General features: G+C 64.2%; 25 protein-coding genes. 16 read left to right on the top strand and 9 right to left on the bottom strand.

The genetic code is table 11. The features are described from left to right. Nucleotides 1-27 precede the first annotated feature (27 nt). On the top strand, nt 28-2,901 hold the full coding sequence (gene polA / locus EV674_RS03090) for a DNA polymerase I (RefSeq protein ID WP_119011931.1): 2,874 nt from the start codon (nt 28-30) through the stop codon (nt 2,899-2,901). A gap of 84 nt (nt 2,902-2,985) precedes the next feature. Continuing rightward, on the top strand, nt 2,986-3,852 hold the full coding sequence (gene yghU, locus EV674_RS03085) for a glutathione-dependent disulfide-bond oxidoreductase (protein ID WP_119011930.1): 867 nt from the start codon (nt 2,986-2,988) through the stop codon (nt 3,850-3,852). 73 nt (nt 3,853-3,925) lie between these two features. On the opposite strand, the gene EV674_RS03080 is transcribed toward yghU, so the two are convergent. The 8 genes from EV674_RS03080 to EV674_RS03045 all read right to left on the bottom strand — a co-directional run bounded on the left by EV674_RS03080 (nt 3,926) and on the right by EV674_RS03045 (nt 15,784). Beyond that, nucleotides 3,926-7,963, bottom strand: coding sequence for a trypsin-like serine protease (locus EV674_RS03080; protein ID WP_119011929.1), 4,038 nt, complete (start codon nt 7,961-7,963; stop codon nt 3,926-3,928). 96 nt (nt 7,964-8,059) lie between these two features. Next, nucleotides 8,060-10,696, bottom strand: coding sequence for a DUF4214 domain-containing protein (locus EV674_RS03075; protein ID WP_119011928.1), 2,637 nt, complete (start codon nt 10,694-10,696; stop codon nt 8,060-8,062). A gap of 91 nt (nt 10,697-10,787) precedes the next feature. Further along, nucleotides 10,788-11,567 (bottom strand): exodeoxyribonuclease III, encoded by a 780-nt coding sequence (locus EV674_RS03070; protein WP_119011927.1) that lies wholly within the window; start codon nt 11,565-11,567, stop codon nt 10,788-10,790. Nucleotides 11,568-11,692: 125 nt separating this feature from the next. After that, nucleotides 11,693-12,184 carry a dihydrofolate reductase gene (locus EV674_RS03065; RefSeq protein ID WP_119011926.1) on the bottom strand — a complete coding sequence of 164 codons (492 nt, stop codon included), beginning with the start codon at nt 12,182-12,184 and terminating at the stop codon, nt 11,693-11,695. Nucleotides 12,185-12,190: 6 nt separating this feature from the next. After that, complete coding sequence (locus EV674_RS03060; protein WP_119011925.1) at nt 12,191-12,799, bottom strand: DUF4337 domain-containing protein; 609 nt, start codon at nt 12,797-12,799, stop codon at nt 12,191-12,193. 66 nt (nt 12,800-12,865) lie between these two features. Beyond that, nucleotides 12,866-13,699, bottom strand: a complete 834-nt coding sequence (locus tag EV674_RS03055; protein ID WP_119011924.1) for a thymidylate synthase — start codon at nt 13,697-13,699, stop codon at nt 12,866-12,868. A gap of 72 nt (nt 13,700-13,771) precedes the next feature. Beyond that, nucleotides 13,772-15,223: an FAD-binding oxidoreductase gene (locus EV674_RS03050; protein WP_374761656.1), complete on the bottom strand. Its 1,452-nt coding sequence runs from the start codon at nt 15,221-15,223 to the stop codon at nt 13,772-13,774. A 69-nt stretch (nt 15,224-15,292) separates the two neighbouring features. After that, nucleotides 15,293-15,784: a DUF2069 domain-containing protein gene (locus EV674_RS03045; protein ID WP_119011923.1), complete on the bottom strand. Its 492-nt coding sequence runs from the start codon at nt 15,782-15,784 to the stop codon at nt 15,293-15,295. 377 nt (nt 15,785-16,161) lie between these two features. Here EV674_RS03045 and EV674_RS03040 point away from each other — a divergent pair, with 377 nt between their 5' ends. The 6 genes from EV674_RS03040 (at nt 16,162) to EV674_RS03015 (ending at nt 19,878) form a co-directional block, all read left to right on the top strand. Further along, a complete protein-coding gene (locus tag EV674_RS03040) occupies nt 16,162-17,520 on the top strand; it encodes a tyrosine-type recombinase/integrase (protein WP_119011922.1) in 1,359 nt (452 codons plus the stop codon). Between the two features lie 341 nt (nt 17,521-17,861). Beyond that, a complete protein-coding gene (locus EV674_RS03035; RefSeq protein ID WP_119011921.1) occupies nt 17,862-18,212 on the top strand; it encodes an addiction module antidote protein in 351 nt (116 codons plus the stop codon). After that, complete coding sequence (locus EV674_RS03030; RefSeq protein ID WP_119012042.1) at nt 18,212-18,508, top strand: HigA family addiction module antitoxin; 297 nt, start codon at nt 18,212-18,214, stop codon at nt 18,506-18,508. Before EV674_RS03035 ends, EV674_RS03030 begins: the two co-directional genes overlap by 1 nt. A gap of 205 nt (nt 18,509-18,713) precedes the next feature. Further along, complete coding sequence (locus EV674_RS03025; protein ID WP_119011920.1) at nt 18,714-18,986, top strand: hypothetical protein; 273 nt, start codon at nt 18,714-18,716, stop codon at nt 18,984-18,986. Then, nucleotides 18,983-19,390, top strand: a complete 408-nt coding sequence (locus EV674_RS03020) for a hypothetical protein (RefSeq protein ID WP_119011919.1) — start codon at nt 18,983-18,985, stop codon at nt 19,388-19,390. Before EV674_RS03025 ends, EV674_RS03020 begins: the two co-directional genes overlap by 4 nt. Next, the gene (locus EV674_RS03015; RefSeq protein WP_119011918.1) at nt 19,387-19,878 is read left to right on the top strand and encodes a hypothetical protein; all 492 of its coding nucleotides are present in this window, start codon (nt 19,387-19,389) and stop codon (nt 19,876-19,878) included. The genes EV674_RS03020 and EV674_RS03015 overlap by 4 nt, the downstream gene beginning before the upstream one ends. A gap of 67 nt (nt 19,879-19,945) precedes the next feature. Here EV674_RS03015 and EV674_RS03010 read toward each other — a convergent pair whose 3' ends face one another. Continuing rightward, the gene (locus EV674_RS03010; RefSeq protein ID WP_119011917.1) at nt 19,946-20,227 is read right to left on the bottom strand and encodes a BrnA antitoxin family protein; all 282 of its coding nucleotides are present in this window, start codon (nt 20,225-20,227) and stop codon (nt 19,946-19,948) included. 322 nt (nt 20,228-20,549) lie between these two features. On the opposite strand from EV674_RS03010, the gene EV674_RS03005 reads away from it, so the two are divergent. From EV674_RS03005 to EV674_RS17505, 8 genes are all read left to right on the top strand, one after another. Further along, nucleotides 20,550-20,783, top strand: coding sequence for a hypothetical protein (locus tag EV674_RS03005; protein WP_132750353.1), 234 nt, complete (start codon nt 20,550-20,552; stop codon nt 20,781-20,783). Then, nucleotides 20,780-21,499: a hypothetical protein gene (locus EV674_RS03000; RefSeq protein ID WP_132750352.1), complete on the top strand. Its 720-nt coding sequence runs from the start codon at nt 20,780-20,782 to the stop codon at nt 21,497-21,499. Before EV674_RS03005 ends, EV674_RS03000 begins: the two co-directional genes overlap by 4 nt. After that, nucleotides 21,496-21,636 (top strand): hypothetical protein, encoded by a 141-nt coding sequence (locus tag EV674_RS17335; RefSeq protein WP_157983740.1) that lies wholly within the window; start codon nt 21,496-21,498, stop codon nt 21,634-21,636. The genes EV674_RS03000 and EV674_RS17335 overlap by 4 nt, the downstream gene beginning before the upstream one ends. A gap of 10 nt (nt 21,637-21,646) precedes the next feature. After that, nucleotides 21,647-22,561 carry a toprim domain-containing protein gene (locus tag EV674_RS02995; RefSeq protein ID WP_119014906.1) on the top strand — a complete coding sequence of 305 codons (915 nt, stop codon included), beginning with the start codon at nt 21,647-21,649 and terminating at the stop codon, nt 22,559-22,561. Continuing rightward, entirely contained in the window at nt 22,555-24,396 is a 1,842-nt protein-coding gene (locus EV674_RS02990; protein WP_119014905.1) for a DUF927 domain-containing protein, read from the top strand. Before EV674_RS02995 ends, EV674_RS02990 begins: the two co-directional genes overlap by 7 nt. Further along, on the top strand, nt 24,393-24,653 hold the full coding sequence (locus EV674_RS02985; protein WP_132750351.1) for a hypothetical protein: 261 nt from the start codon (nt 24,393-24,395) through the stop codon (nt 24,651-24,653). The genes EV674_RS02990 and EV674_RS02985 overlap by 4 nt, the downstream gene beginning before the upstream one ends. Nucleotides 24,654-25,468: 815 nt before the next feature. Beyond that, nucleotides 25,469-25,690 carry a hypothetical protein gene (locus EV674_RS02980; RefSeq protein ID WP_119014904.1) on the top strand — a complete coding sequence of 74 codons (222 nt, stop codon included), beginning with the start codon at nt 25,469-25,471 and terminating at the stop codon, nt 25,688-25,690. Next, a complete protein-coding gene (locus EV674_RS17505) occupies nt 25,660-26,151 on the top strand; it encodes a hypothetical protein (RefSeq protein WP_193552733.1) in 492 nt (163 codons plus the stop codon). The genes EV674_RS02980 and EV674_RS17505 overlap by 31 nt, the downstream gene beginning before the upstream one ends. Nucleotides 26,152-26,399: the final 248 nt, after the last annotated feature.

Genomic DNA, 26,399 nt, shown 5'->3' with positions numbered 1-26,399 from the left:
CCAGCGCCGCCATGCACAATCGCCGCCATGAGCAAACCTAAGACTTTGGTGCTGGTCGATGGCTCCAGCTACCTCTACCGCGCCTACCACGCCATGCCCGACCTGCGTGCGGTGCCCGGCGACCCCCACAGCCCCGCCACGGGCGCCATTCGCGGCATGGTCAACATGATGCAGGCGCTGAGCAAGCAAGTGCAGGCCGACTACGCCGCCTGCGTGTTTGACGCCTCGGGCCCCACCTTCCGCGACGCCCTCTATCCGCAGTACAAAGCCCAGCGCGCACCCATGCCCGACGACCTGCGCGCCCAGATCGCGCCCATCCACGAGGTGGTGCGCCTGCTGGGCTGGCCCGTGCTGGCCATCACGGGCGTGGAGGCCGACGACGTGATCGGTACGCTGGCCGTGGCGGCAGCGCGCCAGGGCATTGAAGTGATCGTCAGCAGCGGCGACAAAGACCTGAGCCAGTTGGTCAACGAGCACATCACCATCATCGACACCATGAACGGCAAAAAGCGCGACGTGGCCGGCGTCACGGCCGAGTTTGGCGTGCCGCCCGCGCTGATGGTGGATTTTCAGGCGCTGGTGGGCGACACCGTGGACAACGTGCCCGGCGTGCCCAAGGTGGGCCCCAAAACGGCGGCCAAGTGGCTGATGGAATACGGCTCGCTGGACGCGCTGGTGGCCCGTGCGGGTGAGATCAAAGGCGTGGTGGGCGAGAACCTGCGCGGCGCGCTGGGCTGGCTGCCCACGGCGCGCCAGCTCGTCACCATCAAAACCGACTGCGACCTAGACGGCCATGTGCCCGGCCTGCCTGCTATGGATTCAATAGCTGTAGGCGCACAGCAGACGGGCGCTTTGCGCGATTTTTACCAACAATACGGTTTCAAGGGCCTGGCCAGTGCGCTGGGCGCTGCACCGGCCCAGGCCGCCCCCGCACCCACCCCCAAAAAAGCCGCCAAAAAGCCCAGCGACAACCTGACCAGCGACCTCTTTGCGGACGCCGACCTGTCTGCCACCGACACCGCAGGCGCTGACACCACGACGGCGCCCCCAGATGGCCCAGACACCACCACCGATCCTGCCAGCGCTGACCCCGCCAGCACCCTGCGCTGCGACACCCTGCTGACCTGGGCCGACTTTGACCGCTGGCTGGCACGCCTCCAGGGCGCCGAGCTGGTCGCCATCGATACCGAAACCACCTCACTGGACGCCATGCGCGCGGAAATCGTCGGTATCTCTTTCAGCGTGCAGCCGGACGAGGCCGCCTACATTCCGCTGCGCCACGCAGGCCCCGACGCCCCCGAGCAACTGCCGTTCGATGCGGTGCTGGCCCGGCTCAAGCCCTGGTTGCAAGACGCCAGCCGCCCCAAGCTGGGCCAGCACATCAAGTACGACCGCCACGTCTTTGCCAACCACGGCATCGAAGTGCAGGGCTACGCCCACGACACCATGCTGCAAAGCTATGTGCTGGAAGTCCACAAGCCGCACAACCTCACCAGCCTGGCCCAGCGCCACCTGGGCCGCAGCGGCATCGCCTACGAAGACCTGTGCGGCAAAGGCGCGCACCAGATACCGTTTGCGCAGGTCGATGTGGCCAAAGCCGCCGAATATGCGGGCGAAGACGCCGACCAGACCTTGCAGGTGCATGGCGCCTTGTGGCCGCTGTTGCAGGCCGACGACAAGCTGCGTGCCATCTACGCCCTGGAAATGCAGAGCAGCGAAGCCCTCTACCGCATCGAGCGCAACGGCGTGCTGATTGATGCACCCACGCTGGCCACGCAAAGCCACGAGCTGGGCCAGCGCATCTTGCAGCTGGAGCAAGAGGCCTACGAGATTGCGGGCCAGCCCTTCAACCTGGCCAGCCCCAAGCAGCTGGGCGAGATTTTTTTCGACAAGCTGGGCATGCCCGTCGTCAAAAAAACCGCCACCGGCGCGCGCAGCACCGATGAGGAAGTGCTGGAAAAGCTGGCGCTGGACTACCCGCTGCCCGCCAAGCTGCTGGAGCACCGCTCGCTCTCCAAGCTCAAGGGCACCTACACCGACAAGCTGGCGCAACTGGCCTTGCCGCGCACCGGGCGCGTTCACACCCACTATGCGCAGGCCGTGGCCGTGACCGGGCGGCTCTCCAGCGCCGAGCCCAATTTGCAGAACATCCCGATCCGCACGCCCGAGGGGCGGCGCATTCGCGCAGCCTTTGTGGCACCGCCCGGCTGCGTGCTGGCCAGCGCCGACTACAGCCAGATTGAGCTGCGCATCATGGCCCACCTCTCGGGCGACCACGCGCTCTTGCACGCCTTTCAGCAAGGGCTGGATGTCCACCGCGCCACGGCCGCCGAGGTGTTTGGCGTCAGCGTCCACCAGGTCACCAGCGAGCAGCGCCGCTACGCCAAGGTCATCAACTTTGGCCTGATCTACGGCATGAGCAGCTTTGGCTTGGCGAAAAACTTAGGCATTGAAACCAAGGCCGCTGCCGCCTACATCGACAAATACTTCCAGCGCTACCCTGGCGTGAAGCAGTACATGGACGACACCAAAGCCCAGGCCAAAGCCATGGGCTATGTCGAAACCGTGCTGGGCCGGCGCCTGTACCTGCCCGAGATCAACTCCCCCAACGGCCCGCGCCGCGCCGCCGCCGAGCGCGCCGCCATCAACGCACCCATGCAGGGCACGGCTGCCGACCTGATCAAACTGGCCATGGTGAAGGTGCAGCAAGCGCTGGACGCGCACCAGCCTGCCATCAAAATGATCTTGCAGGTACACGACGAACTGGTGTTCGAGCTGCCCGAGAGCGAGGTGGACTGGCTGCGCCATGAAATCCCGCGTCTCATGGCCAGCGTCGCCGACCTGCGCGTGCCCTTGCTGGCCGAAGTGGGCGTGGGCCGCAACTGGGATGAGGCGCATTGACACCCCGCGCCCGTGCAGCCTGAACTATGGGTTGTGGCAACGGCCCTGCGCTGGAGTTTTTTGATCTGTTCTTGGAGCTTGGATATGACCGATTCATCCCCCTACACCCCGCCCGCCATCTGGCAATGGAACCAGGAAAGCGGCGGCAAGTTTGCCAACATCAACCGGCCCATCGCCGGTGCCACGCACGAGCAAGAGTTGCCGGTGGGCAAGCACCCGTTGCAGCTGTATTCGCTGGCCACACCCAACGGCGTCAAGGTGACGGTGATGCTGGAAGAGCTGCTGGCCCTGGGCCACAGCGGCGCCGAGTACGACGCCTGGCTGATTCCCATCCAGCAGGGGGCGCAGTTCAGCAGCGGCTTTGTCGCGGTCAACCCCAACTCCAAGATTCCGGCGCTGATGGACCGCAGCGGCGCCGAGCCGGTGCGTGTGTTCGAGTCTGGCGCTATCCTGCTGTACCTGGCCGAAAAGTTTGGTGCCTTTGTGCCCGCCAGCGGTGCGGCGCGCGCCGAGTGCCTGTCGTGGCTGTTTTGGCAGATGGGCAGCGCGCCGTTTCTGGGCGGCGGCTTTGGCCATTTTTACGCCTACGCGCCAACCAAGATCGAGTACGCCATCAACCGCTACGCCATGGAAGCCAAGCGCCAGATGGATGTGCTCAACCAGCGCCTTGCCACGCACGAGTTTTTGGCGGGCGACGCCTACACCGTGGCCGACATGGCCGCCTGGCCCTGGTACGGCGCCCTGGCCTTGGGCCAGCTCTACGATGCAGCGGAGTTTTTGCAGGTGCATGAATACACCCACGTGCTGCGCTGGGCCGAGCAGATTGCAAAGCGCCCGGCGGTGCAGCGCGGCCGCATGGTCAACCGCACCTGGGGCGACCCTGCCAGCCAACTGCACGAGCGCCACGACGCCAGTGATTTCGATACCCGTACGCACGACAAGTTGGCATAAAAAAAGCCGCCAGGGCTTACAGGATAAGCGCTGGCAGCTATTCAAATAAGAGCGCCCGAGGGCGCTTTTTGCTTCAGAAGCGGGCGGCGTACTCTGACGATTGCAACAGACTGTCGATCAGGTTGAGTACGTTGGCACGTCCGGCTTGCACATCGGCAAGCCACTGGGCGTGTTCGGTGGCGTTGGGTACGCGCTTGAACATGCCCACGTACAGCACGGTGTCGAACTGCGTGCTGGCGGTGGCGCTTTGGTTCTCGGCCGATTCCGAGAAGGCCAGCATGACTTCGCCGCGTGGCATGCCCTCGGCCAGGCGCTTCATCCAGTAGGCGTAGCCCTCGGCCTCGGGGTCGCGGCCCAGCACGTTTTGGTACACGCGGGTGATGAAGGACGTGTTGTTGAGTGGGCCGTAGGTGGCGACAAACTCGCCCGATTGGGCGAATGCCTCAGACACTTGTACCAAGCTTTGGCCCGTACCCGTGGCAGGGTGCATGGTGTTGAGCCAGAACATCAGACCCGGGTAGTCGGGCAGGCGTTTGAAGTAGGCGGTGTACAGGCGCACGATGGGGTCAAGACGGCCCCGGAATACGCTTTCCTGCATGAATGCTTCCACCAACTGCGCCCGTGTGGTTGCGCCGGTTTTGAGCTGGTTGACCCAGTAGGCCAGGCCTGCGGTGTCGGGGGTACGGCCCAGAAAGTCTCGGTACTGCTGGGTGACAAAGTCCACGGGGTCAGGCAGCGGGTTGAAGCCGTTGGCACTGAAGTTGGCTGTCACGCTGCGGGCGTTGTCCAGCAGCACGGTGCAGGTGTCGGCTGTGCCGCTGCAAGCGCCGCTCCAGCCAACAAAGTTGCTGCCGTTGCTGGCCAGTGCGCGCAGGGTGATGGTGGTGTTGGCATCCACGCTGGCCGAGCAGGCGCTGCCGCAGTTGAGGAGCGGTGCGCCCAGCGCCAGTTGGGTATGCGTTTGCAGCCAGGGCTGGTAGTTGGCCACCCGGGTGTAAACACCGGGGTAGTTGGGTGCGGCGCAGCTCTCACCCCAGCTCACGATACCCGCCAGAACATGTCCGCCCTGGCCGTTGGGCACCACCAGGGGGCCGCCGCTATCGCCTTGGCATGAGTCTTTGCCACCCGATGGGTAGCCAGCGCAGATCATGTTGCTCGACAGTCTGCTGCTGCCATACGCCGATGTGGCTGCGCAGTCGCTGCTGCTCAGCAAAGGTACTTGGGTTTGCAGCAAAGTGGTCGAGGAATCACCGCCGGGGCTGGTGGTGCCCCAGCCAGTGACAGTGGCCAGGGTGTTGCTGGCAGCCAGTTGGTTTTCTTGCGATGCAGACAGCGGTGCCACCACGTTGATGGTGCTAGACAATGGCAGCGGGCTGGACAGGCGCAGCAGTGCAATGTCGTTGTCTGTGGTTGCAGGTTCGTAGGCGTGGTGCTTGATGATGCGGCTTACGCCCACCACCACGCCGCCGCTGTCTCTTTGCAGTGATCCGGCGCGCACGGTGACATTGGCGGGACTGACGGTGCTGCCTGCGTTGTCAATGCAGTGCGCTGCTGTCAGCACCCACTGGTCAGACACCAACGAGCCACCGCACAGGAAGGTGCCTTCTTGGGTGGTGATGGCCAGGCGTACTTGCCAAGGCCAGGCGCCAGACTGGGCAGGCTGACCGCCCACGATGGTAGGGCCAGCCAAGTTGCCAGTGGCGGGCATTTGCGCTGAGGTGCTTGATGCAGACAGCACAGTGCCTTGGCCGGTGCCGGTTTTGGCCACGTTCAAGGTGACTTTGGCGCTGGGCAGGCGGTAGGTGACGCGCAGCGTGACGCCGCTATAGGCTTCGTAGCCATTGAGCAGGATGTAGTAGGCGCCCGGCTGGGGGGTTGCCACGCCACAGCTTTCTGTGTTGCCGGAGTTTTGCGATGCGCAGTCGTGCGATTGCAGGGTCGGTAACGCGCCTGCTTTGACGTACAAGTCCACATCGCCCATGCCGCCAGCGGTGGTGATCGCCAGGTTAGTGGCTCCAGGAGGCACTTGCACTGAGAAGCTGGCGTTGGTGCTGGCGCTGCCGCCAAGATTGGTTCGCTCCAGGAGGGAGATGGTCCCGTCACCGCTGCTGCTGCTGGTGAACATGGCCGTGACATTGGCCGCGTCTGTGCCAGCGCTGATACTGCAATTGCCCGTGCCGCTACAGGCGCCGCTCCAGCCCGCAAAGCTGCTGCCCGTTGCCGGGGTGGCCGTCAAAACGATGCCACTGCTGGAAGAAAAGCTGTAGGAGGCGCTGGTGCAAGAGGTGTCGCAGTAGATGCCGCTGGGGGTGCTGACCACACTGCCCTGGCCCGACTTGCTCAGCGCAACCAAGCGCGTACTGGCGGCTGCGGTGAAGTTGGCAGTCACGCTGCGCGCTGCGTTCATGCTGACGGTGCAGGTGGTGGTGGCGCCTGTGCAGGCGCCGCTCCAGTCGATAAAGGTGTTGCTGCCAGAGGCTATCGCTGTCAGGGTCACGCTGCTGTTGGCGCTGAAATTGGCGGAGCAGGTGGCGCCGCAATCAATGCCTGCGGGCGAACTGGTGACGGTGCCGGTGCCCGTTTTGGTGACGGACAGGGTGTAGCCGCTGGCGTTGATGCTGTTCAGGGCCTGCGCCACCTGGATGCGTGGCTTGGTGATGGCGTTGCGGGGGTCGGTCACCGCTTGGCCTGTCGTGACGAAGGCATTGAGCACTTCATTGACCGTGGCTGTGGGTTTCTTCTGCTTCAGGATGGCCCAGGCGCCCGCTGCGTGGGGTGCCGCCATGGAGGTACCGGAGTAGCTGTCGTATTTGCTGCCCGGTACCGAAGAGCTGATGTTGGAGCCGGGCGCCAGCAGGTTCAGGAACGATACCGAGTTGGAGAAGCACGAAATGGCGTCCGGGCTAGAGGTGCCCAGGTTGTTGCCGTCGCAATTGTTGGGATAACCGGCCTGGACGTGGGTGGAGCCCACGCTGATGGCGCTGGAGATGCAGCCTGGTGCGCCCATGGAGTTGTTGTAACCGTCATTGCCCGAAGAGATGATGGTGGCAATGCCGACGGTGCGCAGGTTGTCAATGGCTGCTTTGACTGATGCGTTGTCCGCATCGCAACTGGCCTGGTCGTAATAACGACCACCGCCCAGGCTCATGTTGACCGCCGCAATCGGATGGACATTGCGCCAGGTATAGACCTGCTCCAGGGCCATGATCTGGTCAGAGTTGAGCGTGAGTGCGCAGGGGGCCCGGCCAACGCCACAGACATCTTCCGTGCTGAACTTGGAAAACACCTGCATGGCAATGATGCCTGCGCCTTTGGCGACACCGGCAGGGGCGCTGTTGGATCCGCCGTTGCCTGCCACGATGCCTGCCACATGGGTGCCATGTGAGCAGGCTTCAACACCGGTGCAAGGCACGCCAGAGCCTGGAGCCGTCGATGCACCTACTCCACCAGGGCAGACGGAAGTCACACCATAGCCGCTGTCCGTGGTGGAGTAGCAGGCCTCTGCAATCACTTTGTCTTTGAGCAGCGGGTGTACTTTGTCCACCCCGGTATCGAGCACCGCCACCGCTTGCCCGGCCCCGGTGTAGCCGCTCCCCCAGGCCGTGGTGCCACCAATAAAGGGCACGCTGTAGGCTAGCGTGGCGGGCACTGCCTTGTCTTCCTGGATGGAGGTGACTTCGGGCATTTGCTCCAGCGTTTTCAGCTCCTGGGCTGTCACGGACATGGCCAGGTACGGGATGCTGGCAAAACGCCGCACCGTGCTGCTTTTCTGGGTGGCCAGGGGCAGGCGCGACAGGACGCTCAATTGCGCACTGGCGATTTCATTGCGTTGCAGGGCTGCCGTGGCGGCAGCCAGCTGGCCTTCAGGGGCGAACGCAGCGCGAACGCCCACAATCACGCGCACCGAGCCTCTCTCTTGTGCCGTGGCCGCCAAGCCTTGCAGTGCAGCGCGCAGCGTTGCCGATGACAGGGCTGCTTGCCCTACGCCTGCGGGCGCGCCCAGCAGTACCCGGTCTGCTGCGCTGGCGCTGGCAGCCGACAAGGCCAGGCCCGCTATCGACACCGCAAGGGTGCGGCGTATGCCGTTAAAAATCTTCCATACATTGCTCATGGATAGGTTCCTTCTTGGGGAGGCATAAAAATAAAGTCGAGCCAGCGCCTTGCTTGGAAGCAAAGCGCTGGCCGATCCGGTGCTGCGCCGTAGTCTTCAGAAGCGGGCAGCGTACTCGGAGGAGCTGAGGAAGCCGTTGATGAGGCCCAGTACGCTGGCGCGTCCGGCGTTCACCTCGGCCAGCCACCAGGCGTGGCCTGCTGGATCGGGCGTGCGACGCAGCATACCCACATAGCCCATGGTGATGAGCAGGGAATTGGCGCTGGCATTCTGGTTTTCAGTCGATTCCGAGAAGCCGAGCATCACCTGGCCGCGCGGCATACCGCCGTTGAGCTGTGCCAGCCAGTAAGCCTGGCCTGCGGCGTCGGGGCTGCGGCCCAACACGTTTTGGTACACACGGTTGATAAAGCCTGCGTTGTCCAAGGGGCCGTAGGTGTTGACAAACTCGCTGGATTGCGCAAAAGCATCAGAGACTTGCGTGATGCTGTTGCCGGTGCCGCTGCTGGGGTACATGGCGTCAAACCAGTACATCAGGCCGGCATAGTCGGGCAGCCGCTGGAAGTAGGCGGTATACAGGCGCACCAGCGGGCCGAAGCGGCCACGGAATTCACCCGAGTACATCAGCGACTCGATCAGCTCGGCGCGTGAGGACGTGCCCGCGTTGAGTTGGCCTACCCAGTAGTTCAGACCAGCGCTGTCCGGTGTGCGGCGCAGAAAGTCCACGTACTGCTGCGTGACAAAGACCACCGGGTCGGCCAGTGGCCCACCACCGCTGCCAGTGCTGAAGCTGGCCGTCACGCTGGTGCTGCTGCTGCCTGCGGCAATGGTGCAGTTGCTGGTGCCGCTGCATGCGCCGCCCCAGCCTGCAAAGGTGCTGCCGCTAGAGGCCAGGGCTGTCAGCGTCACAGCGCTGGTACTGGTAAAGCTGGCCGATGCGCTGGTGCAACCTGCTGCGCAGCTCAACCCGCTGGGATTGCTGGTGACGCTGCCGGTGCCCGCACCCGACTTGGTGAGCGTGACCAGGCGCGTGGTAGCTGCTGCGGTGAAGCTGGCGGTGACGCTGCGGGCACTGTCCATGCTGACTGTGCAGCTGCCGGTGCCGGTGCAAGCACCGCTCCAGCCGGTGAAGTTGCTGCCCGATGCAGGCTGTGCGGTCAAAGTAACGGACGCCCCAGCCACAAAGCTGTACGAGCATGCGTTGCCGCAGTTGATGCCTGCCGGTGCGCTGGTCACGGTGCCGCTGCCGGTGCCTTGGCGCGAGACGGACAGGGTGTAGTTCTGCACCACGTTGTCCAGTGGCAGGTTGGTTTGGGCACTGCTTTGTAGCACGCTGGCCACGCGCCAGGGGTTGACGCCCCGGGTGTGGTTGGTGCCGAAGTTGAAGCTGATGTCGGCCATACTGCCATTGGGGAAGTGGCAGTAGCTCATGATGGTGCCCGCGCCGGTGCCTGCTATGCCGCCAGTGACAGAGTTGATACCCGGTAATACACCAGTCTGGCCTGAGCCCCCGAGCTGTGTTATGCATTGCGAACCATCTTCGGAGACGCAGCAATCGATAGCGCCGCCTTGGTTGGAGCCAATGGATGGGGCGTCGTAGTTGTGCGTGTGGTCGCTGCCAAAAGCGTGCCCGATCTCGTGTGCCACGACCATCGAATCCCAGATGACCTGGGGGTTGCTGGCAGAAAAATTGCCCTTGATGCTGCCGCTGACACCGTAGGCATAGGTTTTGCTGGCACTGCCGAGGGTGTTCAGGTAAGCCACACCGCCGCCCGTATCGCGTCCGCTCAGCAAATGAACGTGGTGCCGCGCTTGGCTGCTTCGGCCAGGGGCGTTCCAGTAGGCTTGCAGTTCTTCCAGCAAGACACCGGTGTCCATGGTATTGCTCCACGGGTCAGCGGCGCTGCTGGTGTACACATTGATTTGTGTCAGATTCAGGCGCGCGCCGATTTCGCTCTCGTACTGCGAACTGGCGTAGCCCAGCAAATCGGTCACGTAGGCATGTACTGCGCTGCTGCTGCCCAGGCGCTGGAACAGTTCGTAGTCGGTCTCGATGATGAGGTCGGCGCGCCGCTGAGCGCCCAGCGCTTGCGGGCCCTGCGAGGCCGTGCCCATCAGTCCGGCGCGCTGGTGGTTGTTGCGCAGGTTTTCCAGCAAGGCGGCCGAGGGCGGTGTGTAGTGCTTTTCAATGAACTCGTCATTGACGCCACACACAAAGGGCTGGGCCGGGGCGTCTGCGGTGAGTTCCACGCGGCGTGCGCGCAAGCCGGGGGCCGCGAGGCTGGCCGTGCCCGATGCGCCCGGCGTGCTGGGCGCAGGCATGTCGCTGACAAACACTTCTTCGCCACGGCGCACGATGCTGCGCAGGGCGCCCTGTTCATCTATGGAGACAAACACGCTGCTTTTGGGGTCGCCCACCAGCTGGCCGGTGAAATGGGCGCGCGGTGCGGGGCGTGTGGTGCTCACTTCCGTGCCCGAATGCACGACCAGCAGTGGCGCGCTGCCCGCGTTGGTGCGGCGCAGGTCGGCGCTGGCCACTTCGCCGCTGGCTTCGTCCAGCTTCAGGCGCTCCAGGCGCAGCGTGCCGCCAGGGGGCACGGTCAACGCCTGGCGTACATCGCTACCAGGCGCCTGGGCTGCGGGCAGCGCCAGGACGGTTTGCGCCATTGCAGGCGCTAAAAGCGCAGCGCCCAGCAGCAAGGCTGCCAGGTGGTTGCGCGCAGACGGGAAATTCATGTCAGCACTCCTCAACAGGTGAATCGGTGCGACTGTAATCCCACAGCCCTACGGTGTCTTTACATTTGTGAGCAATCGTGGCTGAACTGCCTCACTCGGCCAGCGTCACTACCACGGGCGCGTGGTCGCTGGGCTGGGGGTTTTTGCGCGGGGCGCGGTCGATGGTGCAGGCGCTGGCGTGGCCGCGCAGGGCATCGCTGAGCAGGATGTGGTCAATGCGCAGGCCCCGGTTTTTCTGAAAACCCAGCATGCGGTAGTCCCACCACGAGTAGCTTTTCTCGGGCTGCTCGAACAAACGGTATGCATCGGCCATGCCCAGCGCCAGCAGGCTCTGAAAATGCGCGCGTTCTTCCGGCGTGTGGTGGATGGTGCCGCGCAGGCCCTCGGGGTCGTAGGAGTCGCGGTCTTCGGGGGCGACGTTGAAGTCGCCCAGCAGCACCAGACGCGGGTGCTGGGCCAGCTCGGTGCGCAGCCAGTCGTGCAGTGCGGCCAGCCAGCGCAGTTTGTAGGCGAATTTGTCGCTGCCCGGCGCCTGGCCATTGACGAAGTAGCCGTTCACCAGCCGCAGCGCGCCGCCGGGGGTGTCGATGGTGGCGGCAATCACCCGGGCCTGTTCGTCGTCAAAGCCGGGGATGTTGCGCACTACGTCGCGCAGCGGGCTGCGCGCCAGCAGGGCCACGCCGTTGTAGGTTTTCTGGCCGAAGACGGCGGCGTGGTAGCCCGCCGCTTGCAGCGCGGCCAACGGAAACTTGTCGTCGGTGAGTTTGAGCTCTTGCAGGGCCAGCACGTCCACCGGGTGGGCGGCCAGCCAGTCCAGCACCTGGGGCAGGCGAACGGTAAGGGAGTTGACGTTCCAGGTGGCGATTTGCATGGTTTTTTGGCCTCCAGACCTTGTGTGGTGTGCGCTAGCAGCTATCAATAAATGAGTGAAGTGGTGGCGGGTGCCGTGCCACCGCTGCCAGGGTTGTCGGCGCGCAGGCGGTGCCAAGGTGGTGTTCAGGCAGCGCGCAGGTAGCGCACAAAGCAAAACGGCAGGCCGCTGGCGTTGGTGTGGTGCTCGCGCGCGGCCTCTTTCCATTCGGGGCCCAGCGTGGGGGCGTAGGCGTCGCCATCAAAGTCTTGGCCGATTTCTGTCACTTCCACGCAATCAGCCAGGGGCAGGGCCTGGGCGTAGATTTGCGCGCCGCCGATGACCCAGATGGTGCTGTTGTGGTGCTCATGAAGTTGTAGCGCTTCGCGCAGGCTGGATGCGCGCTGCACGCCGTTTTCATGCCAATCTGGCTGGCGCGTGATGACGGTGTTGCTGCGCCCGGGCAGGGGCCGAAAGCGCGCGGGCAGCGAGTCCCAGGTTTTGCGCCCCATGATGACCGGGCAGCCCAGCGTGAGCTGCTTGAAGTGTGCGAGGTCTTCTGGCAGGTGCCAGGGCATGGTGCCGTCTTTGCCAATGACGCCGTTGGCGGCGCGGGCGTAAATCAAATGCACAGGCATGGTGTGTCAGATGTGCAAAAACGCCAGTCCACCCACGGCAATGCCCACGCCGGCCACGCCGAACATGGCGTATTCCAGCCATTTCTTTTTCGTCAGCAGGGCGATGGCGGCCAGGGCAATGGCGATCTGCAAGGCGGTGGTGGCCTGGGCCCAGCGGTGGTGCTCGTGCATTTGCGCCTCACTCTTGTGATCCCAGGCGCTGGATTCTTGCTCCAGCTTTTCTGCTGCCGCCTTGATGTCGTTCTTCTCTTTTTCGTAGCGGTCAATCTGGGCTTGGTATTTGGTTTTGTCTTCCGGGTTCGGATTCAGGTCGCGTGAGACTTCGGTCAGGTGCTGTTTGGTGCTTTTGGACTGGAAGTAAGTCCACTGGTTGGCGGCTTCGGTTTTTTTGATGGCCGCATCGTTTTTGTACAGCCCGGCGTTGGTTTGCGTGGCGCCACCCATGTAAGAAAACAGTGCCCCCACGGTGGCGACGATGGCAGTCACCATGGCAATGCGGCTGGTGGCTACGCCGCTTGCCTCATGGCCCGCATCGTGGTGGTGGTCGCCGCCGTGCGTGGCATGTTCAATAGCGTGGTCGTGGGGGCCGTGTACGTGAAATCCGCCGGAAGACATGGTGTGGTTGGAAGGTGAGGGTAAAAAACAAAGGTGCGATGGTGCGTGCGCGCGCCAGCATGTGGCCTAGACCGCCACCGGCGCCTTGATGGCAGGGTGGTGTTGGTAGTCTGTCACTTCAAAGTCTTCGTACTGGTAGTCGAAGATCGAATCCGGGCGGCGCTGGATGTGCAGCGTGGGATAGGGGTAGGGCGCGCGCGCCAGCTGCGTTTGCACCTGCTCGAAGTGGTTGCTGTAGAGGTGGCAGTCGCCCCCCGTCCAGATGAAATCGCCCACCTCCAGATCGCACTGCTGGGCCACCATGTGCGTCAGCAGCGCGTAGCTGGCAATGTTGAAGGGCACGCCCAAAAAGATGTCGGCGCTGCGCTGGTAGAGCTGGCAGCTCAAGGTGCCTTTGCCGCCGGGCGCGCTGGCGGGCGCCACATAGAACTGGAAGAAAGCGTGGCAGGGCATGAGCGCCATTTTGTCCAGCTCGGCCACGTTCCAGCTGCTGACGATGATGCGGCGCGAGTCGGGGTTGGTTTTGAGCGTGTCGATGGCCTGGCTGATCTGGTCGATGTGGCCGCCATCCGGCGTGGGCCAGCTGCGCCACTGCACGCCATACACGGGGCCGAGGTCGCCGTCGGGGCGGGCCCATTCGTTCCAGATGCTCACGCCGCGCTCGGTCAGCCAGTGGTTGCTGCTGGAGCCGGTGAGAAACCACAACAGCTCCACGATGATGCTTTTGAGGTGGACTTTTTTGGTGGTGATCAGCGGAAAGCCTTCCTTCAGGTCAAAGCGCATCTGGTGGCCGAACACGCTTTTCGTGCCGGTGCCGGTGCGGTCGGCTTTGGTCACGCCGTGCGTGAACACGTGGCGCATCAGGTCTTCGTACTGGGAGCGGATGGGGCGAGATGGCATGGCAAAAAATCAGATAAAAACAGGCTCTGAGCCTTGCGCACAGCGCGCAAGCAGCTATGAAATCAATAGTGTTCAGGTGGAAGATGGTGGCTGCTGCGCACCCAGCACGCGGCCCGGGTTGAGCAGGTTCTGCGGGTCCAGCGCCTGCTTGATGGCGTGCATCAGGCCCAGCGCCACGGGCGACTGGTACTGCGCCAGCGTATCCACCTTGAGCGCGCCCACGCCGTGCTCGGCGGAGAAGGAGCCGCCAAACTGCGCCACGGCGTCGTACACCAGCGCGTTGACGCGCGCTTCCTGGTCGCGCAGAAAGGCTTTGGCGTCGCCCTCGGCAGGCGCCTGCACGTTGAAGTGCAGGTTGCCATCGCCCAGGTGGCCAAAGTTGACCAGCCGCACGCCGGGCACTTCGCGCGCCAGCAGGGCCTCGGTGTGCGCCACAAACGCCGGGATGCGCGAGATGGGCACCGAGATGTCGTGCTTGATGTTCAGCCCCTCTTCGGCCTGCGCCAGCGGGATGCTTTCGCGGATGTGCCACAGGGTGTGCGCCTGCGCGAGGTTCTCGGCCACCACGGCGTCTTGCACGCAGCCGGCCTCGAAGGCGGCTTCCATCAGTGCCTCAAAGCGGGTGCGGGCGTGGTCTTCGGATTCGCTGTCGGAGTTTTCCAGCAGCACGCCGTAGGGCACGCCGCTTTGGTCGATGAAGGGTACGCGCAGTTGCGGGTAGTGCTTGTTCACCAGCTCCAGGGCAAAGCGGCCCATGACTTCAAAGCCCGTCAGGCCCGCGCCCAGGTGCTGGTGGGCCAGGCCCAGCAAGGCGACGGCGTGTTCCATCGAGGGCACGGCAGCCCAGGCAGTGAGCTGCGCTGCGGGTTGGGGGTAGAGCTTGAGCGTGGCGGCGGTGATGATGCCCAGCGTGCCCTCGCTGCCGATGAACAGGTCGCGCAGGTCGTAGCCGGTGTTGTCTTTGCGCAGGCCGCGCAGGCCGTCCCAGACCTCGCCCTGCGCCGTGACCACTTCCAGGCCCAGGCACAGCTCACGTGCGTTGCCGTAGCGCAGCACCTGCGTGCCACCGGCATTGCTGGCCAGGTTGCCGCCGATGGTGCAACTGCCCTCAGCGGCCAGCGAGAGGGGGAACAGCAGGCCCGCCTGGTCAGCGGCGTGCTGGACGTTTTGCAGGATGCAGCCGGCCTCCACCGTCATCGTGAGGTTGTCTTTGTCGATGCCGCGCACCGCGTTCATGCGCGTGAGGCTGAGCACCAACTCGCGGCCCGAGCCGTCGGGCGTGGAGCCGACCGACAGGCTGGTGTTGCCGCCCTGGGGCACGATGGCCACGCCCGCCTGCGCGCAGCAGCGCACCACGGCGGCCACCTCGGCAGCGTTGGCCGGGCGCACCACGGCCAGCGCCTTACCGGTGCGGCGGCGGCGCCAGTCTTGCTCGTAGGCGCCGAGGTCGCCCTCGGTCAGCACATGGGCGGCGCCCACGGCGCGGCGCAGGGATTCGATCAGTGCGGGCATCGGCTCTGGCATAGGTGGAACTCCGGTGGTGGTGCGGGGCAGAAAGTGGGCGGCGGATAAGCGTACAGGTGCGCGCGGTGTTCAGACGGTGCGGGCCGTGTCGGCCGCGCTGGGTGCCGGGGCTGTATCGGCACTGGCCGGGCGGGCGCTGCGCAGGCGCAGGCGGATGTGCATGGTGCAGGCAGTAAACAGCAGCAGGCACAGTACCACTTCCAGCAGGGCCAGCCAGTTGCTGGGCGCGCGGTCGCTCCAGGCGCGCACCACGCCTTCGGTGAAATACAGCCACACCATCAGACTGACCCAGCGGTAGGTGTACATGCGGTTTTTCAGGAAGCCGGCCAGCGGAATGCACAGCGGCAGGGCTTTGAGCGCCAGCCACGAGCCCCCCGGGCGCAGCGGCGCCAGAAACAGCTCCCAGGCCAGGCTCAGCACAATCAGCCCCAGCAAACTGGCCACGGCCACGCGCCGGGTGGCGTTGACCAGGGGCGCAGCGACGGGTGGAGCAGCAGGGGGTGCGCCAAGCGCAGCGTGGTCGGCAGGCGCGGGGCGGGGTGCGGGGCGGGGAGCATTCATGGCGGGTGGTGGATCAAATCGTTGTTGCGGGGCCAGTGGACATCGTCTTACATCCGCCATTGGGCCGCATGTAAAAAAAACCCCGCTACCGTGTGGATAGCGGGGTTTTGTATTGGTGCCGGAGAGATGAATCGAACACCCGACCTTCTCATTACGAATGAGCGGTTAGAATGTTTCGGAATCGTTGACCGGCGTTGATTTATCCTATGAAAATCAGCGACTTAGGTGCATTTTTAGGGTTTTTGCACGGCGCTGGCGTTGATTTGTATTCCCCAAAATATGGGGTTTTTGGCTACACAGTGGCTACACGGTGGCTACACCGTGGCTACACGGGATGCGTAGTGTAGCCAAGCCCCCCACTCACAAAAGGCACCAGCATGGCCCGCCCCAAAAAGACTGACGCACCAGACACCACCCAGGCCATTGACTTGACCGCTGGCACCATCGAGCGCCTGACGTGCCGCACCGACACCAAGGCGCAAGCCTTCTTGCGGGACACCAAAGCACCTGGCCTGCGTGTTCGCGTGACCAACACCGGGGCGAAGGCTTTTGTGTTTGAAGGCAAGCTGAACCGCCAAACCATCCGCCGCACCATCGGGGACGTTCGCACCTGGTCAATTGAACAGGCCCGCACCGAAGCGCGCCGCCTGGCCGTGCTGCTGGACAACGGGCAAGACCCCCGCGAGATAGAGCGCCAGCAACAGGCAGACAAAGCCGCCGCCCAGGCTGCTGCCAGTGCCCAGGCTCTGACCGTGGGCGAGCTGTGGCCCCTGTACTTGGCGCAGGGCAGGCCCAAGCGCAAAGACGCATGGAAACCGCGCTACCGTGCCGACCTGGAAAGCATGGCCAGCCCAGGTGGTGCCCCCAAAAAGCGCGGGCAAGGGCTGACGCTGCCTGGCCCGCTGCACCCGCTCATGGGGCTGGCGCTGGTGGACGTGACGCCCGATGCGCTGGCCACCTGGTACGACCACCAAGCCCTGCGCGGCAAAGACCAAGCCGCCCGCGCCCGTGGGATGTTTCAGGGCTTTTTGCGCTGGTGCAGTGGCCAGCCCGAATACCGCGCCCTGGCCGACCGCGAAGCGCCCAAAGACCCGCGCATCGTGGAAAACCTGCCGCCCACCAAGCGCCGCACGGGCGCACTGGAGGCCGCCCAGGTGCCCGGCTGGTGGCAGGGCGTGGAGGAGCTGGGAAACCGCACTGCCAGCGCCTACCTGAAAACGCTGCTGCTGACCGGCGCCCGGCGCGAGGAAGTGGCCGCTATCAAGTGGCAGGACGTGGATTTTCAGTGGCGCAAACTGACCCTTGCCGATAAGGCCACCAGCACCAGAACCATCCCCCTGACACCCTACCTGGCGCAGCTACTGGCCACGCTGCCCAGGGTGGGGCCCTACGTGTTTGCCGCCGACAGCAAAACCGGGCACATCGCTGACGCCCGTGACGCCCACGCCAAGGCCCTGCAAAGCGCGGGCGTGCCCCACCTGACGTTCCACGACCTGCGCCGCACCTTCATTCAGCACGCGCGCCGCGTGGTGCCTGCGGGCGTACCAGCGCAAATCAGCGGGCACGCGCCAAGCGCCGTTGCCGAGGGGTATGCCGTTCTGAGCATTGGCGAGCTGCGGCCCTATGCCGAGCAAGTGGAAGCGCACATTCTGGGATTGGCTGGGGTGCAGTTCACCAGCGCCAGCGAACCGGGCAAGCTGCGCGTGGTGGCCGGTGGCGCAGGGGCAGCACCATGAACAGTAAGCAAAGTGCCCAGGCTGAAAACAGCCTCACGCGACTTGTATTTATAGAGGTATCAGGGGTATCAGGGGTGCAAGCCAATAAACATGCGGGTTTGGGCTGATACCTCATGTTTTTTGGTGAGGTATCAGAGGTATCAGCAACAGCCTGCGCTGTCACCTGTTTGGTGCATGAAATATGCGGCCAGCCTTTGCCAAGAAAGCACGAGCAGCTATTAAATAAATAGCGTGCTGGCGCTGGTTCCCTTGCCTGGTACCACTGCGCCGCCCACCTACCGACCGCCCCCGGCACCCGCCCTGGACCACTGGCATGACTGGCAACAGCGAAGGAAACCCGTATGACCGCAACCCGCAAACTACCCGCAAGCCGTCCGCACGACGCCGCTGTGGTGGAACTGCTCAAGGCAGACCCCGACTTTGCCAATGAATACCTGGCCGCAGCGCTGGAGGAAGCCGACCAGCCCGGCGGGCAGGCCGCACTGCTGGCCGCGCTGCGCCACGTAGCCGAGGCCCAGGGCATGGCCGCCGTGGCCCAGCGTGCAGGCATACCGCGCGAAACCCTTTACCGCGCACTGGGGCCAAAGGGCAACCCCACCGTTAAAACGCTGCTGGCCGTGCTGGCCGTGCTGGCCGTGCTGGGCGCTGCTGGCCTGCGCGTGGCAGTGACGCGAGACAACGCCCACGCATGATGCACAACCCTGCCCACCCCGGCGAGCTGCTGCAAGGCTGGCTGGAGGACTTGAACACCAGCGTGACGGCCTTTGCCGCCCATATCGGAATCAGTCGCGTGATGTTGTCCCGCTTGCTGCATGGCCACGCGGGTATCACTGCGGATATGGACTTGCGCTTGTCTGAGGCTTTGGGCACGTCCCCCGGCTACTGGCTGGCGCTGCAAGCCCAGCGTGACCTATGGATGGCCCGCGAAAACGCGCAGCGCCGCAGCGCCATAGAGCGCCTGGCCGGACTAGAACCCGCCCCCGCCTGAACCGTTCCAGCCCCAGTGGGCGGAAAGCGGCTGTTGCCTTCGTTGAGTCGTAACCCATTGATTTGAAAAGAATCTATTGGGGATGGCAGATGGGCGTTTGTGTGGGTTGATTGGCGATCCCCCCTGTAGGGTTCGACACAAATCAGCGTATGCGAACAAATAGGACTTCAAGCACAGCCAGCCCGGCTGTGAGCCTGGAGAAACTATGGACACCGCATCCGCTCACCACAGCGCCGCTACCTATCGCGTAGTCACCCGCCGCGCCGTCACCACCCCCAAGACCTTCCCTCCGCTGGAGCAGGTCAGCCTCCAGACCGTACCGACAGAGCAGGCCGCTTACTACCTGAACCGCCGTCCGCAAACGCTGCGGCATTGGGCTATGCGTGACGGGACTGGCCCTCTGCGCCCCGTGCGCATTCATGGCCGCTTGGCCTGGCCCGTGGCCGCCATCCGCAAGCTGCTGGAGGTGCCAGCATGAGTGCGGAGAACATCGTTTATGCGCACCCTGATGGCGCGGAAATCGTCGTGGGCAACGGGCTGTTGACTGCCTGCGCCGCCGAGGGCATTGCCATTTCCATGCCGATTGGCCCCGATGGCCTGGCCGCCTTGGGCGCTGCGCTGCTGGAGCACGCCACCACCGCCGCCCAGGAGGAGAGTGAACGCGCTGGCGCTGCTTTGGGCACCGACCTGGTGAAAGCGCTTTTCGCGCTGTGTGGCCGCCCAGAGTACGAAGCGTTCCGCGCCGTGAATGATGCCCTGCGCGCCCTGGTCAAGCTGGAGCACGGCGACAGCGCTGCCGGTGGTTTTGCTGGTGCCATCGTCAACGTGCTGGAGCTGGGCATTGCCAGCCTGCCTCAGTTCGATGAAGGGGCCGACGAATGAAAACGCCCCGTTCCACAAAGAATGCAGAACAGGGCGCAGCCGGGCAAGGCGCTGCGATTGTCGCACGCACTGGCGCGCTGCCCACCCAGCACGACACCGTCACAGCCGAGGTACTGGCCCGCCTGCTGGGCGGCGAACGTCTGACCGGTCTGGACGCTGTTTACGAAGCCAGCACCACACGGCTATCGGCGGTGGCGCATCACTTGGCCAAGACCCACGGCTGGACGATTGACACCACTGAGAAGGCCGCAGGCTGTAACGATGGCCGCGTGGCGTGGGTCGTTGAATACCACCTGCATCCCGAGGCAATCGCCCAAGCAATGCAGGACGGCGCCGGGGCATGGTGCACAGAGGTGCGCAAGGCCCGACTGGAGCGCCGCAAAAAGGCCGCCCAAGCCGAACGTGCAGCCGCCCAGGCCAATGCAGCGCACCGCACAAGGCATTTTCATATCGACCAATCGAGTCTGTTTGAGGGGCCGACAGCATGACCGAAGCACAGGTTTTCTCAGGCTCTACAGCGCGCCGCGTGCCCAGTGGCAAACCGCTGCCCACCCCCTACGCTGGCGAGTGCGTCTTGAGCCAGTCTTTCAGCGCAGCATCCATGCGCGTTTGCCAGCCTGCACCCGTGGCTTTGAATGCCGCCAGCACGTCAGGGCTGTACCGCACTGTCACGGCCACCTTGGTAGGCGCCTTCTGTGGCCCGCGTGGACTGACGCCCAGCGTCTTTTGCAATTCCAACGGCAACACTTCGGTGGCTGGTTTGAATTTGCGCATATCGGCAGCGCTCAGTTCTCGCACTTCGCCATCAGCATCAATCAGTGGAGCGCGTGGATTCATGCACCTGATTGTAGTAACAGGGGTGCTGCCCGCCTTCACCGCTGGCGCTGCCCGTGGCACAATTCGCCCAGGCGCTGAAAAGCACCACGGGTTTGGCGACCCAATTACCGAAGGCGCAGCAGCCGCGCCCAATTTGGACAGCGGCTTTTTTACGCCCATGCGCTGCGCATGGCACACATGGCTTTCCTTTTTGGCGGGCCGTGTGGGGACACCCGCAAGGGTGTGCCGGTTCCTTCGGCCGGTTCGCCAACCCCGCACGGTCTGCCACCCTCATTTGGCGATGGGGGCGGCAGGTTTCAAACCTGTTCCGAAGGAGCCATTCATGGCTAACACCCCCCAGGGCCGCACTGCGCCCGCGTCTGCGCACGCCCCCACGGGCAATACCCCCACCACTATCGACCTGGTAGCCCTGCACGGCGAGGTCGTCAACGCCTGTGCCATGGCCCGCTGGTATGCAGCCCGCCACCGTCACACCGAAGCGGCACGCAAGCTGCGCCAAGCCCTGGCAGCCCTGCGCCGCCTGGCAGCGTTTGAGCGAGCGGAGGCCGCAGCATGAGCACCACACCCTGGACTCCTACCCACCACGCCAGCACCCACAAAACCAAGCCCGTGCGCCTGCTGGCGCTGGGCACCGGCCCCCACGGCAAGACCGCATTGCTGGAGTTCCCCGAGGGCTGGCAGCGCACCATTGACCTGCCCACCCAGGCCGACGCCTGGCACCCGCTGTTTGATGACCTTCCCCAGAGCGAGCGCGGCCGCCTGCGCGCACATGCCGTGCATCCAGTTGTTCGCCATCCTGACGGTACCCGCACCAGACAAGGCGCACTGTCCTTCATCACCCAACAAATCAGCCGCAATGGTGGCTGGATAGGTGAACGCTGCTTTGACGTTCCCCCCGAGGACTACGTATCGGGCAACATCACAGGCTACCGCTGTGCAGGCGAGTTGCTGGCTGCGTTGCAGTGCGGCTACGGGCCATACATTCCGCTGAACAACATCCTTGATGAGGTGATAACGGCTACACACGAGTCTTTTGACAAGACTGGCCGCCGTGGTGCCGCCGTGACGTTTCTGGAAGTCGTCAGGGAGTCCTTGACCTTCATGGCCAAGCACGCCATGCATACCGATTTCGTGGCCGGCCGCATTGCCCGGGCCGAGCAATACCAAGCCTATTGCGCAGAGAGCGAAGCATCCGACAAAGCCGCGTTCGTGCAGCGGATGAAGGCTGCAAAAGCAGCGAAGGCGCAGCGCGCAAACGGCGGTACAGCATGAGCGCCCGCATTTGCGTCTTGTACGTGAAGAACGGGATTGAGCACCAGTCGCCCTGGTTCGCTTGCCGTGCCAGAGCAAAGCAGGCCCAGGCCATCCTGCAAAGCAAGTACGGCGCGTGCGTGCTGTACGTGGATTGAGGGCCGCAACATGAATAGCGTCCTCGACCAATTCCGCGCCGCCATCAAGGCCGCAGGCATGGAGCCACCTGACACGCTGCACGCTGACGGCCACCTGCACCGCTTTTCACCCACAGGCAAGCACGCCGACCTGGCTGCTTGGTACGTGCTGCACAACGATGGCCTGGCCGCTGGTGTGTTTGGCTGCTGGCGCAGTGGGCTGCAATCGACCTGGTGCGCCAAGCCAGAGTGCGACCTGACCGAGGCCGAGCGCAGCGCCCAGCGCGAACAGGTGCGCGCCGCCCAGCGCCAGCGTGATGCAGAACAAGCGCGTCGCCGCCAACAGGCCAGCCACACCGCCATGCAACGCTGGCAGGCCGCAGCGCCCGCCATCCAGCACCCGTACCTTGCAGCCAAGGGCGTGCGCGCCCATGGTCTGCGCGTGGAAGGTGCCGCGCTGCTGGTGCCGGTGCGCAGCGCCGCCGGGGTGCTGGCCAGCCTGCAAACCATCCGAGCCGATGGCACCAAGCGCTTTCTGCCCGGTGGCGCGGTGCAGGGGAGCTACCACGCCATGGGCAAGCTGGCCGATGTGCTGGTGCTGGCTGAAGGCTACGCCACCGCCGCCACCATCCATGAGGCAGTCGGCCTGCCTGTGGCCGCGTGTTTTCACAGCGGCAACTTGCTGCCCGTGGCACGCGCCCTGCGCCGCAAGTACCCCGCGCTGGCGCTGCTGGTGGCCGCTGACGACGACTGGCGCACCGAGGGCAATCCGGGCCTCACTGCCGCCCGCCATGCCGCGCTGGCTGTGGGCGGGCTGGTGGTGGTGCCGCAGTTCCCCGCCGAGCGCCCAGCCAAAGCCACCGACTTCAACGACCTGGCCGCGCTGGCCGGGCAAGGCGCCGTGCGCGCCTGCTTTGCCGAACTACTGGAGGGCACACCATGCTAGATACCACTGCCGACCAGGCCACCGCCGACCGAGAAGGGGCCGCGCTCATCCCCTTGGAGCCGCCCCCCGCCAAGACCGCAAGCCGCATCCCCGGCGAACAGGGCCGCCCCTGCTTTGTCGTGCTGGACGAGTTCACCGAAGAAGGCGCCAGCAAGTACCGCGCGGGCGTTTGGCACTTTGGCATCAAGCCGGGCCGGGGCGAAGATGCGCCGCCCACCCTCACGCAGCGCTGGGTGTGCAGCCCCCTGCACATTGACGCAGTGACGCACGACCCGCACGAAGGTAACTTTGGCCGCTTGCTGCGCTTTCAAACCACGCTGGGCAAGTGGGTGACATGGGCCATGCCCATGGAGATGCTGCGCGGCGACTGCACCGACCTGCGCGGGGTGCTGCTGGGTATGGGGGTGCAGATTGACCCCTTTGGCCGCAACCTGCTGGGCGTGTACCTGCAAGACAAGGCACCCAAGCGCCGTATTGAATGCGCGCTGCAAACGGGCTGGGCCGGTACCGACTTCAAGGCGTTTGTGCTGCCCGATACCGTCATTGGCCCCAAGGCCGCCAGCGTGGCCTACCAGAGCGACACGCGCGCCGCCGACGAATACACCCAGCGCGGCACACTGCACGGCTGGCAGCAAGGCACCGCCGCCCTGGCCGTGGGCAATCCGCTGCTGGTGCTGGCGCTGTGCGCCGCCTTTGCCGGGCCGGTACTGGCGCGCGTCAACATGGAAAGTGGGGGACTGCACCTCATTGGTGACAGCTCCACGGGCAAAACGACTGCGCTGGAATCGGCCTGTAGCGTATGGGGTGGGCCGAGCTACCGCCGAAGCTGGCGCACCACCAGCAACGGTCTGGAGGGTGCAGCCGCGCTGTTCAATGACAGCCTGCTGGCCCTGGACGAAATCAGCGAGTGTGACCCGCGCGCCGTGGGCGAAGTGGTTTACATGCTGGGCAACGGACGCGGCAAACAGCGCGCTGGCCGAGCCGGTGGCGCCCGTGCTGTGACCCGCTGGCGCAGTAGCGTGCTCTCGACCGGCGAGCGCTCCATTGCCACGACCATGATTGAAGGTGGCCACCGCGTCAAAGCTGGCCAAGCTGTGCGCCTGCTGGACATACCGGCCCAGCGCCAGTACGGCGCATGGGACAACCTGCACCAGCACACCACTGGCACCGCCCTGTCCGACGCCCTCAAACATGAGGCCGCCCGGCACTATGGCCATGCGGGCCGCGCCTTTCTGGAGAAGCTCACGCGCGACAGCGACAACTTCAGCGAAGCCCTGGACGCCATCAAGCAGCTACCCGGCCTGCAAGCGCCTGGCGGTGAAGGGCAAGCGGCACGCGCTGCTGCACGCCTGGCCGTGCTGGCGCTGGCGGGGGAGTTGGCCACCGCCTACGGCATCACCGGCTGGCCCCCAGGCGAGGCCACGCGCGCCGCCGAGGTGGGCTTTGCTGCCTGGCTGACCCTGCGCGGCAACGCCACGGGCAACGCCGAGCAAGGCCAGATTGCCGAGCGCCTGCACAGCTTCATCGAGCGCCATGGTGACAGCCGATTCAGCGATGCTGACAGCGACGACGACCAACGCGCAGCCATGGTGCGTGACCGGGCCGGGTGGTGGCAGGACGGGCACGAAGGCCGGGTTTACTGGTTCACTGCGGACGGCCTGCGCGAGGCTTTGAAGGGCTTCGACTTCGCCCGCGCGCTGGATGTTTTGCAGCTCCAAGGGCTCATTCCAGCGCCCGGTGCCGATGGCAAAAGGGCACGCTTCAAACGCATCCGTGGGCGGGGCATGAAGCTGTACCAAGTGCATCCCGAGGGGGGCGACGGGGTTTCAGCATGAGTGCTATTCATTTAATAGCTGCAAGTTCAATGCTGGAAATAACTAGAGCCTATTTTTATGGTGAATCTATTCCCAGCGCTGATACCCCTCTGAAACCCCATGAAACCCCTGAAAACAGGGCAGGGGTTTCAGTGAAAACCCAATGCCCATGCGGGTTTGCGGGCGCTGAAACCCCTGATACCCCTGAAACCTGTCAAAAAACAGAAGTGGAAGTAAAAACCACGAAAAGGAGCCTGAAATGGGCATCAGCGATGTGACCGCATGGGCCAGGAAAAGGCTGGCTGAAGGGGCTGATTTGAGCGTGCCAGAACCGGTACCAGCACCGCCACCAGCGCCAGCTCCTGCACCAGTTCAAACACCCCAGGACGCCCATGCAAGCGGGCCGCGCGTGATGGCTATGCCTGGCGCAATGAACAACGATGGCGAGGCACCCGACTGGCACGCGCTGGACAAGGCATACCAACTGCACCATGCCACTTGCCCGGTCTGCCAAGCTGCCGGACGTGGAGCCCGCTATGGCCTGCGCTGCGGTACTGGGTCAGCTCTTTGGAGTTCCTATAGCGCAGTGCAGCCGCCGCATTTTCAGTGGATGAAAAAGGGGCGTGCGTGGTGAAGTGCGATTGATACCTGACCGACCTATCACCAGCCCGGCCCTGCGCCGGGTTTCTTTTTGCCAAAAGGACGCACCGCGTAACGCCCCCAAAAGAAACGCGCGCCACACGCACGCGCACAAGTGCCAGAGCGACGGTGCAATGCTCAACCTATTTCAGGCACAGACCAGCGCCAGCCAGCCGGGCACGCTGCATCTGGTGGTGGGGGCACAGGGGCAGCACCATGAACAGTAAGCAAAGTGCCCAGGCTCAAAAATGCCTCACGCGACTTGTATTTTTAGGGGTTACAGGGGTTACAGAGGGCACATCCTTTATCCATGCGGGTTTGCGCTGTAACCCCATCAAAAAAACAGGGGTTACAGGGGTTACAGAACAGCACTGCCTGCATTGGTGAAAGAGTGGTCAAACGGGGCTCTATCCCAATAGATACGTGCGCAAGAAGCTATCAAAGCCATAGCGTCATGGTGCTGGTGCTGGTTGTCACTGAGTCTTGGGGTGGCCGCGGCCACGACCAGGCCAATGCCGCCTTTGAACAGCACCAGGACATGGCCCCGCACACCCTGGACCACTGCCTGCACGAGCTGGAATTCTGGGATGCGCTCTACCACCTGCGCAACGGCTGGGCTGGTGCGAAATCGACGCCATCGTCATCGTGGCCGCAGAGCACTTGCAAGCCGAGCTGATTGAGATTGACGAAAACCTGTGCCGCTCTGAGCTGACGGCCAGCCAGCGCAGCGGCTACACCAAGCGCCGCAAGGAGATTTGGGAGGCGCTGAACCCAGAGCCTTCGCCGGATTACGGGCAGGAGGATGGCGCGGGCGCATGCACCGAAGAAAGTGGGACAACTTGTCCCACTTTAGCTTCGCCAAAAACCGGCAGGGGAAACACCCAGTTCGCCGCAGAAACCGCCGCCATCACCGGACAGTCCAAGCGCACCATCAACCGCAACGTGGCCCGCGCCGAAGCCTTGGGCGACGACTTGCCCGAGGTCAGTGCCCGCCGCCACTACATCGAGGCCCACTGCCTGGCCAGCATCCGGCCCAAGACCCGCGACGAGGCCAAGGCCGTGCTGCGCTTCATGGCCGCACACGAGATGTTCGACCGCAACGAGACGGATGCCGTGCTGGAGAACCTGGTGGGGTAGATTGGTGCAACCCGGGGTTGCGGGTTGGGTGTGTCAGTGGGCGGCTTTCGGCCACAACCAGTCGCTCGGCGTATTGTCGTAGCAGGCTGCTTCACTCATGATTCACTGGCGTAAGTGAGAGTTGGGAACTGATCTGAAACAGGCCTGAGCATTTTATTAATTAGAAACAAAACGACTTGAAATATTTCTGATTACCCGGATGTTGTCTTGATGAAACTGACCGACATGAGAAAGCTCAGTCCTGCGGC

This window comes from Simplicispira metamorpha (assembly GCF_004341365.1).
Classification (GTDB): domain Bacteria; phylum Pseudomonadota; class Gammaproteobacteria; order Burkholderiales; family Burkholderiaceae_C; genus Simplicispira; species Simplicispira metamorpha.
Note: the sequence above shows the minus strand (reverse complement) of the source record. Positions and strands in the feature narration are given on the sequence as shown.